This is a genomic window from Rhizobium glycinendophyticum (assembly GCF_006443685.1).
Classification (GTDB): domain Bacteria; phylum Pseudomonadota; class Alphaproteobacteria; order Rhizobiales; family Rhizobiaceae; genus Allorhizobium; species Allorhizobium glycinendophyticum.
This window is the reverse complement of the sequence record NZ_VFYP01000001.1, coordinates 2,611,975-2,626,766: the sequence shown is the minus strand read 5'-3', so window position 1 is coordinate 2,626,766 and position 14,792 is coordinate 2,611,975. Positions and strand designations below refer to the sequence as shown.

Below are 14,792 nucleotides of genomic sequence, written 5' to 3'. Positions count from 1 at the left end.
TTTCCGTTGGACGGACGGAAATTTTGCTGCTATCGGGAAAAAACTGACCAAAGAAAGCCTGTCATGACCCCTGTACGGAATCCACGACGACGCTGATGCTCCTAGCCGCCGCGAGGTGTGCCTGTGAACCCTATTGCTGTCTGTCTGCTGGTTTCTGTCATCCATGAAAAATTTCGGGCTTGTCTACCTCACCGAGGATGCGTCGCATGACGCGGTCATCGAACTCATCAACGAAGAAGCCTTTGGCCCTGGCCGGCACACGCGTGCGGCTGCCCGCATCCGTGAGCAGGGGCCGCATGACCGGTCGCTTTCCTATATCTGCGCCGATAATGGCGAGACGATCGCCTCGGTGCGCATGACACCTGTGATGGCCGGTGGGGTGAAAGGGCATCTGCTTGGACCGCTTGCCGTCAGGCCTTCCCACAAGAACCGCGGCATCGGCCGTGAACTCGTGCGGATCGCAATCGAATCGGCTCGGCGCAAGGGTTCCGAGGGTGTGATCCTGATCGGCGACCCGCCCTATTACATGCCGCTGGGCTTCGAGAAGGTGGCCTACAAGGCGCTGGATTTTCCGGGGCCGGTTGATCCGAACCGGGTGCTGGTGGTGCCGCTGGTAGACGGCGTGCACGAGCGGCTGAAGGGCGTGATTGCCTGGCGGGATTGCAAGGCCGTGGCGGCGGAGCCGTCGGTCCTTGAGGCCGCGCAAACAGACAAGGTCTACGCATCCGCCTGAGGAAGTGGCGCGTCCGTATACGGAACCATTCGCGCCGCAACCTGTTCCCCTGTCAGCACTTGCAATGACAGGAGAAAACGACATGCTGAAGTTTATCGGTGGCACGATCGGCGCAATCTTTCTGATCGGGTTGATCGTGGTCGTCCTGTTCTTCAAGTTGATCTTCTGAGCCGGCGCCCAGTCATCGTCGTCAGCGTGTTTTGTCAGCGTCTTCCTCGAAGCGCTTGATCAGCCAGCAGATATCGTTGCCGCCTGCAAAATTTTCGATCCGGCCGAACACTCAAGGCCCGCCCGCTCGTAGGTTCGGCGGGCAACCGGGTTGACCGTGTCGATATAAGTGCCGATGCAGCCGCGGACCTTTGCTTCCTTCTCCGCCATTGCCAAAAGCCGGCCGGCCATGCGCTGGCCGCGCAGGCGTTCGGATATGAAAAGCATTTCCACATAGAGCCAACCGCGTCGAGTGTAACCCACGAGACCGGCATCGACAGTGCCATCATCGGCTATGGGATGAAGATAGCCTTGCGGTCGGTCGGGCCGAGCAGGGTGTCCTTATGGGCTCTGATGCCGGCGAGGATTGTCTCGCGGGCGGATTCGGGAACCGCGTCGAAGACGGCGAGGGGTGTCGTCACATTTGCCAGTGTGGTCCGTCCGAGGACGGGTGTCGAGGGGCGGGACGAGTGGTTTTCTGCGGAACCGTTTCACCGCGGGACTGTTGGGCAGGCACCGGACGGAGCGGAAGGACGAGGCATCGGCGCCTTTTCGGGCCCGCTCCCCCAACGACCTACAACGAGGAGACCGACATGCGCGCATTGGTTTGGCACGGCAAAGAGGACATCCGGTGTGATCAGGTTTCGGATCCCGAGATCGAGGAACCCCGGGATGCCATCATCAAGGTGACGAGTTGCGCGATCTGCGGGTCGGACCTGCATCTCTTTCACAATTTCATTCCCGCCATGATGCCCGGCGACATCGTGGGCCACGAGACCATGGGGGAGGTGGTCGAGGTGGGCTCCGGCATGAACGGCAAGTTGAAGAAGGGCGACCGTGTGGTCATTCCCTTCACCATCACCTGCGGCGAATGCGACCAGTGCCGGCGCGGCAATTTCTCCGTTTGCGAACGGTCTAACCGCAAGAAGGAACTGGCGGACAAGGTGTTTGGTCACGCGACCGGCGGTCTCTTTGGCTATACGCATCTGACCGGCGGTTATCCGGGCGGGCAGGCGGAATATCTGCGTGTGCCCTATGCCGACAGCACCCATATCAAAGTGCCCGACAGCATGAGCGACGAACAGGCGCTGTTCTTGAGCGACATTCTCCCGACCGGATGGCAGGCGGCGGTGCAATGCGACATCGAGCCCACGGATACCGTGGTGGTCTGGGGCTGCGGGCCGGTCGGCCAGATGGCGATCCGCAGCGCCGTGCTGCTCGGTGCCGCCCAGGTGGTGGCGATCGACTATCTGCCGGAGCGTCTCTCCATGGCGGAAGCCGGCGGCGCTGTTACCATCAACTTCAAGGAAGAGAGCGTCATCGAGCGGCTGAACGATTTGACCCATGGCAAGGGGCCGGAGAAATGCATCGATGCTGTCGGCATGGAGAGCCATGTCTCGACGAGCCATCCGGACAGCCTGATGGACCGCGCCATGCAGATGATGCTGATGGAAAACGACCGGCCGCATGTGCTGCGCGAGATGATCTATGTCTGCCGACCCGGTGGCATCATTTCCATTCCGGGCGTCTATAGCGGCCTGATTGACAAGCTGCCGCTCGGCATGGCGATGAACAAGGGGCTGAGCTTCCGTATGGGCCAGACGCATGTGAAGCGCTGGACGGATGATCTGGTGCGCCGGATCGAGGAGGGGCAGCTCGACCCATCCTTCGTCATCACCCACACCGCTGGCCTAGAAGACGGGCCGGAGATGTACAAGGTGTTCCGCGACAAGCAGGACAGCTGCATCAAGGTCGTCCTGAAGCCGTAACCGGAGGAAAATTTATGTCCATTCTCAGCAACCTCAAACGCGACAAGAGCGATCCGACGGTGATTTCCAAGGGACCCAGCTCACTCTCCGCATCGGACCGGCTGGCACGCAATCTCGGCTGGTTCTCGATCGGCCTCGGCCTGGTCGAACTGTTCGGGGCGCATCGGCTGACCCGTGCGCTCGGCATGGAGGGACAGGAGACGATGGTGCAGGCCTATGGTCTGCGCGAGATCGGCTCGGGCATGATGACGCTTTCTGTCGACAAGGAGGTGGGGCTGGCCAGCCGTCTCGCCGGCGACGCGATCGATGTCGTGACGCTCGGCTCGGCCATGCGCGCCGACAATCCGAAGCAGGACAATGTGGCGATTGCGCTTGTGCTGGTTGCCGGCGTGACGTTGTTCGACTTCATCGCGGCGGGTGCCGCGAGAGGGCGCCATACGCGGCAGTTGGGCGAAAGACGGGACTACAGCGACCGGAGCGGCTTTCCGCGCGGGGTGGCCGGGTCACGCGGGCTGGCGCGGGAGAAGGTGGGGACGTAAACGGGGTGATAGAAACACTGGGAGGCGCGCCGCGCCTCCTTAACCCCGGGCTCCTCAGCCCTGCCCGAACAAATGGCGATACTCTGCCTCCGGCTTTCCATAGGCATCGCGGGCGAACTCCTCCAGTGCCGGCCGGTCCCGGATCGTGATCACGCCCCGCTCGGAGCGTATCATCTGATTGCCCTCCAGAATATGCAACGCGGTCGTGACGCTCGGGCGGCGGACGGCCAGCATCAGCGATATGTATTCGTGGGTGATGTAGATCTCGTTCGTCTCGACCCTGTCATGCGCCATCAACAACCAACGAGCCAGACGTTCGTCCACCTGATGGACGGCGTTCGAGAGCGCCGTAAAAGAAACCTGGGTGGCGAGATTGTGCGAGGCTCGGGTCATCAGGCTCATCAGCGACGGGCAGGAGGAAGCAAGGCCCCACAAAGCCTGGACCGACATACGACGACCGCTACCGGCGGACTGAATGACCACTTCGTGCAGACTGAGGCTTGAAAGCACGGCGGGCGGGACCGGAGCGAAGCCCTCGCTGCCGAACATGCCGGCTTCCGCCCGATGCCCTTCCGGCGAGACCACGACCATCGAGCCGATCCCCTCATCCAGAAAATAGACGTGGCTGATCTCGGTATCGACGGCGGCAATACAATAGTCCTTGTCGAGCGCCAACGCTTCGAGATGCGGTTCGATGGCGATCCGCTCGCCGTCTGGCAGCCGCGCCAACAGCTTGTTGCGATGGCGGGGGTGTTCCTGCACGGGTATATCCTGGGTTCGGTTCATGCGCGTCCAACCGCCCGCTCTCCGGTATGTTCCATCTAGCCCGGTCGCTTCCGACATCCGTGCGCTGCCGTACGCAACCGCAACGGGAAGCAAAGCCTGCTATGCTGAGGGGGTTATGACAAGGAGGGACGGGATATGACGGGCCATTCCATTATTCTGGTTCTTGAGGATCAACCGCTCATCTCGATGGAGCTCGAATCCTTGATCTCCGACGCAATGCTCGGCGAGGCCGTGACCATGACCAGCTGCGAAGCGGCGTCACGCTGGCTGGAAAAGAACACGCCAGAGACGGCGGTGCTCGACGTCGGCTTGGGGGACGGCGATTCCCGGGCCGTGGCGGAGATCCTGATTCAGCGCGGCGTGCCCTTCGTCGTGCACACCGCCCGTGAACGTGACAGCGAGCCCAACTGCTGCGTCTTTCAGCGCGGCACGTGGGTGCCGAAGCTGTCTGATCCCGATGACCTGATCACGGCCATCAGCCTGGCGCTGGAAACCGCGACACGTGGTTCGATTAGCCGATAGCAGGCCGTGCTTGCCGGTGGCGGATAGGAACCGGGTCATCCGGTCTGCGTGCGGTAGCGTACGGCAACCTCAGGCTCGGCTTATCGTTTGACGCTGGCACCCCCGGCGGAGGGCGGTGCGCGACAGGGAGTATCGATATGCACGTGATTTTGGCCTGGAAGGACTGGTGGGATGGTATCGGCCACGTGGCTCGCTGCAACCGGGACCCGGGTCGAACGCGTGAGGCGTTCGAGGCGGGTTATCTCGCAGCGTTAGAACAGACGCCGCGTCTGGCCCAACAGGGAAATTCGGCCTCAACGGAGAGCATACGCATACGCCATGCGGACGATGTCAAAGGGGGTGGCGGCTTTAGGATGTGACTTCGTCCGTTACCCGTATGACGTCCTACCGCCCCTCGCGCCACCACATGGCCGAGACCGTGAGCAGCAAGATCCCCAAACCCGCAAACCCCGCAAACAGCGGCAGCGTGTTGACGCCCTTCAGCACCGTTTCGTCCGTCAGCCGGATCAGCATCCGGCGGTCATCGGCGACACGGACTTCGCCGCGCACGGGCAGGATGTCGGGCATGCGGATGGTTTCGTCGCCGTCGTCGAGGCGGGTGGTCAGGCCCCTGCTTTCGGCGCTGATCGGGGCTAGCGTTTCGGTTGTCGAGACCATGGCGCGGAATTCTGGGGCGTCGACGGCGCCGACATGGACGAGGGTGGAGAAGTCGCCATTGGCGACGGTGAAGAGGCCGGTTTCGGTCATGCGGCGTTCGCCGCGATAGAGGCCGGGCTGGATCTCGGAGAGGTCGAGCGTGATCGTCTCGCCCGAGGGCGTGGTGATGGTGGCGGGGCCGGGGGCATCGCCGATGGTCTGGCGGGTGACTTCGAGCGTGCGCCCTTGCGCGCGGGCGCGCAGCGCCTCTTCCTCGAGTTCCGGTTCCTTCATCAACCAATGGGCTATGCGGCGATAGAGCGAGACATGCGGGCCGCCGCCTTCGAAGCCGCGGGCCCAGAGCCAGCCCTGGTCGGAGAGCAGCATGGCGACGCGGCCCTGTTCGGCGCGGTTCAACACCAGAAGCGGACGACCTTCATCCGCAGTCATCACGGTCTCGCCCGCTGCGTCCGACACATCGATGCTGCGGAACCAGCGGCCCCAATGGGGCGGCTCGCTGGTGGAGCCGGAGAGGCCACGGGTGACGGGGTGGCGTTTTCCCTGTTCCGACAGACGCGGATAGAAGCCGGCCTGATGAACCTCGCCTGTCGGGGCGGCGGGAAGGACGGATTCCAGGGGGGTGAGCGCGATCGAATCCTGGCTGGCATGTTCGGGGCCGGCCGCGATCAGAAGTGCACCACCATTTCGCACATATTCCGCGATGTAGTCGTAATAGAGGATCGGGAGCACGCCGCGATGCTGATAGCGGTCGAAGATGATCAGGTCGAAATCATTGATCTTTTCGACGAAGAGTTCGCGGGTCGGGAAGGCGATCAGCGAGAGTTCGTTGATCGGCGTGCCGTCCTGCTTTTCCGGCGGACGCAGGATGGTGAAGTGGACAAGGTCGACCGAGGCGTCCGACTTCAACAGGTTGCGCCAGGCGCGTTCGCCGGCATGCGGCTCGCCCGACACGAGGAGCACGCGCAGGTTCTGGCGGATGCCTTCGATCAGGTGGATGGCGCGATTGTTGATGTCAGTGACTTCGCCCGGTGTACCGGCGACCGAGAATTCCAGCACGTTGTTGCCGCCACGCGGCACCTTGAAGGCATAGGAAGTCTCTGCGCCCGGTAGAGCGGACACGGTGCCCAATTCCTCGCCGTTCATCTTGACCGCGACATCGGCCGGCTGACTTGATGCCTGACCGTCGTCGAAGACCCGGAAGGTCAGTTCCTGCTCCTCGTCAACGATGCCGAAGCGCGGGGCGCGCAGGATCTCGATGCGTCGGTCGAATTCGCCGGCCTTGCCGGTGATCAGCGCATGGATGGGGGCCTGGAAGGGAAGCGGCTGGGTGTCCGGCGGAAGGTCGTGGACCTGCCCGTCCGTCAGGAAGATGGCTCCGCCCACTCGAGCGGGTGGTACGTCGGCAGTGGCGGTCTGCAGGGCCTCGAAGAGTTTCGTCGAGGGGGCTTCGCTGTGACCGGAATCGGTGACTTCAACGATGCGCGGTTCGAGATTGGGGAAACGCGCGAGACGCTCGCGCAAGGCTGCCAGAGCCTCTTCCGTCTGGGCGGGGCGACCGGCGATCTGCTGGCTCTGGCTGCGGTCAACGATGACGGGCACGATCGTCGTCAGCGGCTCACGCTCTTCCCGCAGGAGTTCCGGATTGGCGAGCGCTGCGAGCACGGCCAGAGACGCGGTGAACCGGAGGAGGGTGCCGCGCAGGCCGCGCAGCAAGCCAAGTGCGGCCAGAAGCGTGGCGAGCACCGCTAGAATAATGATGGCGATCCAGGGAATGAAAGGGGCGAATTCAAGCGTCATTTCACTGGCCCAACCGTTCGAGGAGGGCAGGAACGTGCACCTGGTCGGCTTTGTAGTTGCCGGTCAGCATATACATCATGATGTTGACGCCCGAGCGGAAGGACATTTCGCGCTGCATCTCGTCGGCCGGGACAACAGGGAGCACGCTGGCGCCGTTGGCATCCACGGCCCAGGCGCCGAGCAGGTCGTTGCCGGTGATCATGATCGGCGTCACGCCATCGCCCGAGGAGGCCACACCACTGTTGCTCGATTGCGCTTCCTGGCGAGCCTCGACCCAAAGCGGACTGCCTTCGTAGCGGCCGGGGAAACCCTGCAGCAGATAGAAGGAGCGGGTCAGGACGTGATCCGAAGGGACGGGCTCGAGCGGCGGGATGTCGATATTGGCGAGGATCGCCTGCAGACGTTCACCATTGGGTGTGGAGGCACCGTCATTGCCGAGCGAGGAGAACTGGTCGCGGGTGTCGAAGAGCACCGTGCCGCCGGCCCGCATATAGGCGTCGATGCGGCTGATGGCGGCAGCAGAGGGCATTGGGGCGGTGGCCGAAATTGGCCAGAAAATGATCGGGTAGAAGGACAGCTCGTCCGTCGTGATGTCGACGCCCACGGGCGGTGCCGGCTCCAGCGTCGTACGATAGGTGAGGAAGTCGGTGAGGCCCTGCAGGCCTTGTTCGGACAGCCGGTCGACGTCGTCTTCGCCGGTCACGACATAAGCGAGATGGGTGTTGTCAAGGCGCTCAAGGATCTGCTCGTCGTCCGGTTTGGCGTCGGAAGCAAGCGTCTGGCCTGCGGACATCGCAGCCGCCAGTCCAAGGGCGACCATCAAGACGACTGCGGTCGCCGCCCGCCTTGGCAACCTGGCCAGGGCACCGCCCATGAAGAGCACGATCAGGCTGTCCAGGACGAGCAGCAGGAAGGCTATCGAGAGAAGGCCCGCCTTCAGCTGCACGGCGGCGGTGCCGGCCATGGGTTCACGGGCTATGGTGAGGCCGGAGGAGCTGGAGAGCGGACGCAGTTCCGTGCCTGCCGGGAGGAGGTTCAGGGCTGTAAAGCCATCCTCGGTGCCGTAGAGGCCGGGCGGGTTGTCGAAAGTGGCGGCGTCAGGGCGATCGGGGCCGAGCGCGAGCGGCCGCGCCGTGCCGGCTTCGGATGTGAGCGCGCCGCGCTCGTTGAGCAGGCGGTAGGGCGGAAGTGCCGGCGCGGTCGTCTGGCCGGTTTCGGGTTGGACGGTGCCGACACGGGTCAGTTGGACCACGCGGCGGAGCATTTCGACGAAGGTGCCGGAGATCGGCAGATCCGACCATGCGGCATCGGCGCTGACATGGAAGAGCACGATACGGCCGGCACCCTTTTCCTGCACGGTGACCAGCGGCGTGCCATCGGCAAGGCTTGCCCAGGTGCGGCCCGCCAGATCGGGGCTCGGTTCGGCAAGCACCTGGCGCTTGACCAGGATGCCTTCGGGCTTCGGCATGCCGGCGAAGGGTCCGAATGGGGGGAAGGCGGCGAGTGGTTGGGGTTCGGCCCAGGAGAGGGCCCCGCCCAATGCCCGTTCGCCCTGGCGCAGCATGACCGGCACGAGGGGATCATCGGCGGGGGCTGCGGCAAGGCGCGGGCCGGCAAAGCGGATCAGAGTGCCGCCCCGCTCGATCCAAGCCTGCAGGGGCTCATAGACATCGGCCGGCAGTCGGCCAACATCGGCAAGCACAAGTGCTGAAGGGTTCTGGTTGAAGACTTCTGGAATGGCGACGGCGAGGTCGGGTTCGCCCGGTTTGACCAGATCCGCATAAGGCCCGAGCGCGCGCTCAATGTAGTAGAGGGGCGAAAGCAGCGGCTGGTAACCGTCACTGCTGTCTCCGGAGACAAGGGCCACCTTGCGGCGGCGGAAACCGTCATCGAGCAGATAGGTCGAGCCGGCCGAGGCGATGCCCGATATGGAAAGGCGGGCAAAATCGTTGCGGAGTTCAAAGGGGGCGGCAATCTGGCCGGTCGCCTCTGTGGTTCCTGCCGCGAAGTCGACTGCGCCGGAGGCGATGACGCGCCCCTGGCGGTCCTGCGCATCGACGATGACCTGCCGGGGCTCGGCACCGTCGAGGCGCGAGAGGCTGACGCTCAAGACATCGGCGCCGTTGTTTGCGCCGGTGATGGCGATGGCGGACGGTCCGTTGTTCTCGATCAGGCGGAATTCGGCCGGAGAGAGCGTCGCCAAATCGGCGAGAACGGTATCCTTGGGGTCATGGCTGATGCCGTCGGCGATATAGGCGAGGGTGCCGGGGCGCTCCGTGGCGAAGCTGGTGCGCAGCGCCTCCAGCGTGCGGGCGCGATCGGGACGCAAAGGACGGGGTGAGGCGGCGGCAAGTTTTTCGAGCGCGACGGCTGGGGTGCCCGGGGTTGCGTCCTGGGCCTGATCGGCGGTGAAGAGAATGGCGACGGGGAGGCTGCGGTCGCTCGCATCTCCGATGAGGGTGGTCGCGGTTTCGACGCGGCGATCCCAGTCGGCTGCGGTCGCCCAGCTGTTGTCGACCACGAGAAGCAGCGGGCCATCGCCTGACAGCGTTGCATTGCGCGGGTTGAGCACGGGGTCGGCCAGCGCGAAGATAACGATCGCGGCCATCAGCATGCGCAACAGCGTCAGCCACCAAGGGCTTTTCGAGGGCGTTTCCTCGCGCTTCAGCACGCCGGCGAGAATGCGCAGCGGCGGGAAGACTTCGTATTTCGGGCGCGGCGGGGTGAGTTTCAGAAGCCACCAGATCAAGGGCAGGGCAAGCAATGCGCCGAGGATGGCGGGGGCGCCGAAGGCGAGCGGAAGTCCCATCATAGGCTTGCACTCCGGCTGACGGCCGGCGTCATGCCCGAGAGGTGCATGTGGACGGCGACGAGGGCTTCGGAGGCGAGGCGGTCGGTGCGGTGATGGGTGAAACTCCAGCCCATCCGGCGCAGATGGTCCGAAAGACTGTCGCGGCGGGCGAGATAGGCGCGGCGGTAGTCGTCGCGAAGCGTCTCGGCGCGGCCGGAGGTGAGCTTTTCGCCGGTCTCCGGATCGGTGAATTCCGTGCGGCCGGTATAGGGGAAGGTTTCCTCGGCGGGATCGGCGATCTCGACGACGTGACCGCGTAGGCCGCGTCTGGCGAGCGGGGCGATGCGCTCCATGACACGGTCGGCGTCGTCGAGGAAGTCGCCGATCAACACGATGTCGCTGGCGCCGCGGATCATGCGGGTATCCGGCAGGCCCGAGGTCAGCGGGGCATGCATGATGGCGGCGGCCAGGCGCTCGGCGGCATTGCGGGCGGAGACCGGCTCCATGATGCCGGGGCAGCCGATGCGTTCGCCGGAGCGGGCCAAAACTTCGGCAAGTGCCAGCATCAGGACGAGCGCGCGGCTTTCCTTGGAGACGCTTGCCAGCGTCGACTTGTACATCATCGAGGGCGACATGTCGGCCCAGAGCCAGACGGTATGCGCCGCCTCCCATTCACGGTCGCGGATATACATGTGGTCGTCACGGGCAGAGCGGCGCCAGTCGATGCGCGCATAACTCTCGCCATCGGCATAGGGACGGAACTGCCAGAAATTCTCGCCGATGCCGCGTTTGCGGCGGCCGTGCCAGCCGGCGATTACCGTGTTGGCGATGCGTTTCGCCTCAACCATGCAGTCAGGCACGAGCACTGCGCGCTGGCGGGCGCGCTGCAGCACTTCGCTTCCGGGGGTCTGTTCGACGATCTGGCCGATCGATGCCACGCGGTGGGAGCCTTCCTCAGCTGCGCAAGTTGGAGACGAGGCCGGCAATGACGTCGCGCACGGTCATGCCTTCGGCGCGGGCGGCGAAAGTCAGCGCCATGCGGTGTTCGAGCACGGGTTCGGCCAGCGCATGCACGTCATCAATTGACGGCGCGAGGCGGCCTTCATAGAGGGCGCGCGCACGGGCGCAGAGCATCAGGGCCTGACCGGCGCGGGGTCCTGGTCCCCAGGCCACGTTCTTGTCGGTTGCGGCATGACCATGGCCGGGGCGGGCTGACCGAACCAACGACAGGATCGCGTCGACCACCGTGTCGGAGACCGGCATCTGGCGGATGAGCTTCTGGATCTCGACGAGCCGCTCGCTTGATATGACGGCGTTCGCACGGCTGTCGCTGATGCCTGTTGTCTCCAGCAGGATCTGCCGTTCGGCGGCGAGCTCCGGGTAGAGAACGTCGACCTGTAGCAGGAAGCGGTCGAGCTGGGCTTCGGGCAGGGGATAGGTGCCTTCCTGCTCGAGCGGGTTTTGGGTGGCGAGCACGTGGAAGGGGGCAGGCAGCTGGTAAGCCTGGCCGGCGATGGTGACGTGATATTCCTGCATCGACTGCAGCAGCGCCGACTGGGTGCGGGGGCTGGCGCGGTTGATTTCGTCGGCCATCAGCAGCTGGGCGAAGACCGGGCCTTTGACGAAGCGGAAGGAGCGGCGACCGGTCTCGTCCTGGTCCATGACTTCGGTGCCGAGGATGTCGGAGGGCATCAGGTCTGGCGTGAACTGAATACGGTTCGCGTCAAGGCCGAGAACGGTGCCGAGCGTCGTCACCAGCTTCGTCTTGGCGAGGCCCGGCACGCCGACGAGAAGTGCGTGACCACCGGAGAGGATGGCGAGCAGGGTGTTCTCGACGACCTTTTCCTGGCCGAAGATCACTTTTGCGACTTCCGCACGAATGAGAGCGATGTCGGCGAGCGCCTTTTCGGCCTCAACGACGATGGCCTTCTCGTCCAAGGCGACATCCGGGTTCGGCATCATGCCCATGGTCTGCTCCATCAGGTTTTGCCCAATCGGCGGATGAAGTCCGGCGAATCGAATGGGCGCGATCCGTGCATCCTATCAAACTAACTTATTGGCGACATGCCGGCTGACAAGCGCGCCTCGAATGACTATCTCGTGACTGTGATGGCAGAGAGACAAAACCGGGACGCAAACATGGCAGGTGATACCTTGAAGGCGACCACGGATGCAGCAGACCTTGCCGCCCTGATTGCGCGCGCGGCAGCCCAGACGGAGGGCGGAAAACCCGGACTTCCACCCGTCGATCGGTGGGAACCGCCGTTTTGCGGCGATCTCGATATGGAAATTCGCGCCGACGGCACCTGGTTCTACATGGGAACGCCGATCGGGCGCGCGCCGCTGGTACGGCTGTTTTCAACGGTCCTGCGCAAGGATGAAGACGGAAAGACCTATCTCGTAACTCCTGTGGAAAAGGTCGGGATCAAGGTTGAGGACGCACCGTTCGTCGCGGTCGAGATGAGTGCGAGCGAACGCGACGGGCAAACGGTGCTGACGTTCCGCACCAATGTCGGCGATGTCGTGGAGGCCGGATCGGATCATCCGCTGCGCTTTGCCATCTTCGGCGAGAACCATGAACTGAAGCCCTATCTGCATGTGCGGGGACGGCTGGAGGCGCTGGTGTCGCGGGCGGTGATGTATGATCTCGTCGAGCGTGGCGAGGTGCGGGAGGTGGACGGCGAAGCGATGTTCTGCCTCACCTCTGGAGGTGCGGTCTTTCCCGTGATGCCAGCCGATGAACTGGACCGCCTTTCCCGATGAGTGAAGAATTGTTCTCTGCACAGGATTTCCGCCGGCGGGCGCGCGAGCAGGTGGCACCGCACGACCTCTCGTGGCGCGAGCATGGCGATCATCTTCTCAATCGCGAGACCATCCTGGAAATTGAACAGCTAAAGCTGAAGGACGCGGCGGTTCTCGTAGGGGTGATCGATGATCCCGACGAGGCGCGGATCATCCTGACGCAGCGCACAGCCAAGTTGCGCAAGCATGCCGGGCAGATTGCCTTTCCGGGCGGGGGGGTCGACGAGACGGATCTTTCGCCGGAAGAGGCGGCGATGCGGGAGGCCGAGGAGGAGATCGGCCTCGACCGCCGTTTCGTCGAGACGGTGGGGCGCCTGCCGCAGTACTTTGCCGCAACGGGCTTCCGGATTCAGCCGGTGCTGGCGGTTGTCAGTCCTGGCTTCACCATTACGCCCAATCCGCAGGAGGTGGAAAGCGTGTTTGAGGTGCCGCTTTCCTTCCTGATGAACCCTGATAACCACCAGCGGGACAGCTGGGTCTGGCAGGGCGCAGTGCGGCATTTCTACGTGATGCCCTATCGCGACCGGCGCATCTGGGGCATTACAGCCGGGATCATCCGGACACTTTATGAAAGGCTTTATGCATGACCAATCTGTCCGATCAGCCCTGGTTTCAGGAGCCTGGCCTCAAGCGCCTGATGACGCTTCTGAACGGCGGCGGCGCGGAGACGCGGGTGGTTGGCGGGGCCGTGCGCAACAGCCTGCTCGGCATGCCGGTCGGCGATATCGATCTGGCGACGACGCTTCTGCCGGCAGAGGTGACAGGACGGGCGGCGGCCAAGCAGATCAAGGTCGTGCCGACCGGGATCGAGCATGGAACGGTAACCCTGGTCGTCGACGGCAAGGGTTATGAGGTGACAACACTCCGGCGCGATGTGGCGACGGATGGGCGGCATGCCGAGGTTGCCTTCGGTGCCAGCTGGCAGGAAGACGCCGACCGACGCGATCTAACGATCAATGCGCTTTATGTCGGCCTCGACGGAGAAGTCATCGATCTCGTCGGCGGTCTCTCAGATATGGAGACGCAGACGGTCCGCTTCATCGGCGATGCGGAGCAGCGGATCGCCGAGGATTATCTGCGCGTTCTGCGGTTCTTCCGGTTCTTTGCCTATTATGGCCGGGGCCGTCCGGATGCGGCGGGTCTGAAGGCCTGCGCGCGGGCGAGGGTGCAGCTGAAGACGCTCTCGGCGGAACGTGTCTGGAGCGAGATGAAGAAGCTGCTTGGCGCGCCCGACCCGGGCCGGGCGCTTCTTTGGATGCGGCAGTCGGGCGTGCTGACCGAGGTGCTGCCGGAAACGGAGAAATGGGGCATCGATGCCATCCCAGGCCTGATTGCTGCCGAACAGGCGCTGGGCTGGACGCCGGACCCGCTCCTGAGGCTTTCAGCGATCACGCCGAAAGATCCGGCGCGTCTGGTTGCGCTTGCCGAGCGGCTGAAACTGTCCAATGCCGAGGCGATCGCGCTTGACCGCTTTGCACGGGCCCCCAAGCCTCAGGAGACGGTGACAGATGTTGCTTTCGACCGGGACCTCTATCGCTACGGCAGGGAGGGCCTCATTGCGGTGCTAAAGCTGGAACTGGCCTCTGCCCGCAGCCAGGCGGAAGCGGATTCCAAGGCGATGACGCGGAGCGGACGGCTATCAGCACTTTTGAGGCGGGCGGAAGCTTTCGAGCGTCCCGTCTTGCCGATCAAGGGGAGCGACGTGCTGGCCGCAGGCATACCTTCTGGTCCCAAGGTGGGCGAGATCCTGGGCAAGCTCGAGGAGGGGTGGGTTGCATCCAACTTCACCCTCGATCGCGAGCGGCTTCTCGCGCGGATTTCCGAACTGGCTCCGAAGTGATCTGCGGCGGGCGAAACGTCAGACTACAGTCTGCTGCTCTTCGCGCTGACCTTGCTGACGGTCGCGGATACGGCTCTTGATATTCTCGACCATAGCTGGCCGAATGATGTCCTCGCCGTGGGTCGTGCGGAGATGCTCCACCGCGCGGCGCACCACTTCCGCCTCTTCCTCGGCGCGGGTATGCCAGTCGCAACCCGGTACCAGCGTTCCACATTCAAAGGTTTTCATGACGGTTCCTCCTTCGGATACTCCCTGGAGACCTAACGAGAGCGACGAAGTTTTGTTCTGACGCTCGCGCCTAAAAAAGTGCCCGCAGATGGCTGCGGGCGAGGGTGGATGCGCGGTGGAT

The 14,792-nt window shown here is 63.9% G+C and carries 16 protein-coding genes; 8 read left to right on the top strand and 8 right to left on the bottom strand.

The annotated features are described in order from the left end of the window. Positions 1-163 precede the first annotated feature (163 nt). A complete protein-coding gene (locus FJQ55_RS12840; protein WP_140828396.1) occupies positions 164-733 on the top strand; it encodes a GNAT family N-acetyltransferase in 570 nt (189 codons plus the stop codon). A 64-nt stretch (positions 734-797) separates the two neighbouring features. Then, positions 798-902, top strand: a complete 105-nt coding sequence (locus FJQ55_RS24060; protein ID WP_479684748.1) for a small membrane protein YohP — start codon at positions 798-800, stop codon at positions 900-902. Between the two features lie 59 nt (positions 903-961). On the opposite strand, the gene FJQ55_RS12835 is transcribed toward FJQ55_RS24060, so the two are convergent. Next, positions 962-1,204, bottom strand: coding sequence for a GNAT family N-acetyltransferase (locus tag FJQ55_RS12835; protein ID WP_246085095.1), 243 nt, complete (start codon positions 1,202-1,204; stop codon positions 962-964). Positions 1,205-1,233: 29 nt separating this feature from the next. Beyond that, the gene (locus FJQ55_RS23885; RefSeq protein ID WP_281285486.1) at positions 1,234-1,362 is read right to left on the bottom strand and encodes a hypothetical protein; all 129 of its coding nucleotides are present in this window, start codon (positions 1,360-1,362) and stop codon (positions 1,234-1,236) included. 171 nt (positions 1,363-1,533) lie between these two features. Here FJQ55_RS23885 and FJQ55_RS12830 point away from each other — a divergent pair, with 171 nt between their 5' ends. Beyond that, a complete protein-coding gene (locus tag FJQ55_RS12830; protein WP_140828395.1) occupies positions 1,534-2,709 on the top strand; it encodes a zinc-dependent alcohol dehydrogenase in 1,176 nt (391 codons plus the stop codon). A 14-nt stretch (positions 2,710-2,723) separates the two neighbouring features. Next, positions 2,724-3,248 (top strand): hypothetical protein, encoded by a 525-nt coding sequence (locus FJQ55_RS12825; protein ID WP_140828394.1) that lies wholly within the window; start codon positions 2,724-2,726, stop codon positions 3,246-3,248. A gap of 54 nt (positions 3,249-3,302) precedes the next feature. On the opposite strand, the gene FJQ55_RS12820 is transcribed toward FJQ55_RS12825, so the two are convergent. Next, positions 3,303-4,016, bottom strand: coding sequence for a Crp/Fnr family transcriptional regulator (locus FJQ55_RS12820; RefSeq protein WP_425467535.1), 714 nt, complete (start codon positions 4,014-4,016; stop codon positions 3,303-3,305). A 153-nt stretch (positions 4,017-4,169) separates the two neighbouring features. Between FJQ55_RS12820 and FJQ55_RS12815 the strand changes: the two genes are divergently transcribed. Then, entirely contained in the window at positions 4,170-4,556 is a 387-nt protein-coding gene (locus FJQ55_RS12815; protein ID WP_140828392.1) for a response regulator, read from the top strand. 384 nt (positions 4,557-4,940) lie between these two features. Here FJQ55_RS12815 and FJQ55_RS12810 read toward each other — a convergent pair whose 3' ends face one another. The 4 genes from FJQ55_RS12810 to FJQ55_RS12795 are packed head-to-tail and all read right to left on the bottom strand — an operon-like array spanning position 4,941 to position 11,769. Further along, positions 4,941-7,010: a hypothetical protein gene (locus tag FJQ55_RS12810; RefSeq protein ID WP_140828391.1), complete on the bottom strand. Its 2,070-nt coding sequence runs from the start codon at positions 7,008-7,010 to the stop codon at positions 4,941-4,943. Between the two features lies 1 nt (position 7,011). Beyond that, positions 7,012-9,822, bottom strand: a complete 2,811-nt coding sequence (locus FJQ55_RS12805; protein ID WP_140828390.1) for a DUF4159 domain-containing protein — start codon at positions 9,820-9,822, stop codon at positions 7,012-7,014. Continuing rightward, positions 9,819-10,739 (bottom strand): DUF58 domain-containing protein, encoded by a 921-nt coding sequence (locus FJQ55_RS12800; RefSeq protein ID WP_140828389.1) that lies wholly within the window; start codon positions 10,737-10,739, stop codon positions 9,819-9,821. The genes FJQ55_RS12805 and FJQ55_RS12800 overlap by 4 nt, the downstream gene beginning before the upstream one ends. 16 nt (positions 10,740-10,755) lie before the next feature. Next, positions 10,756-11,769, bottom strand: coding sequence for an AAA family ATPase (locus FJQ55_RS12795; protein ID WP_140829282.1), 1,014 nt, complete (start codon positions 11,767-11,769; stop codon positions 10,756-10,758). Between the two features lie 171 nt (positions 11,770-11,940). Here FJQ55_RS12795 and FJQ55_RS12790 point away from each other — a divergent pair, with 171 nt between their 5' ends. The 3 genes from FJQ55_RS12790 to FJQ55_RS12780 are packed head-to-tail and all read left to right on the top strand — an operon-like array spanning position 11,941 to position 14,443. Beyond that, positions 11,941-12,564: a DUF1285 domain-containing protein gene (locus FJQ55_RS12790; RefSeq protein ID WP_140828388.1), complete on the top strand. Its 624-nt coding sequence runs from the start codon at positions 11,941-11,943 to the stop codon at positions 12,562-12,564. Continuing rightward, complete coding sequence (locus FJQ55_RS12785) at positions 12,561-13,190, top strand: CoA pyrophosphatase (RefSeq protein WP_140828387.1); 630 nt, start codon at positions 12,561-12,563, stop codon at positions 13,188-13,190. Before FJQ55_RS12790 ends, FJQ55_RS12785 begins: the two co-directional genes overlap by 4 nt. Further along, on the top strand, positions 13,187-14,443 hold the full coding sequence (locus FJQ55_RS12780; protein WP_140828386.1) for a CCA tRNA nucleotidyltransferase: 1,257 nt from the start codon (positions 13,187-13,189) through the stop codon (positions 14,441-14,443). The genes FJQ55_RS12785 and FJQ55_RS12780 overlap by 4 nt, the downstream gene beginning before the upstream one ends. An 18-nt stretch (positions 14,444-14,461) precedes the next feature. Here FJQ55_RS12780 and FJQ55_RS12775 read toward each other — a convergent pair whose 3' ends face one another. Continuing rightward, positions 14,462-14,671, bottom strand: a complete 210-nt coding sequence (locus FJQ55_RS12775) for a DUF1059 domain-containing protein (RefSeq protein WP_140828385.1) — start codon at positions 14,669-14,671, stop codon at positions 14,462-14,464. Between the last annotated feature and the right edge of the window lie 121 nt (positions 14,672-14,792).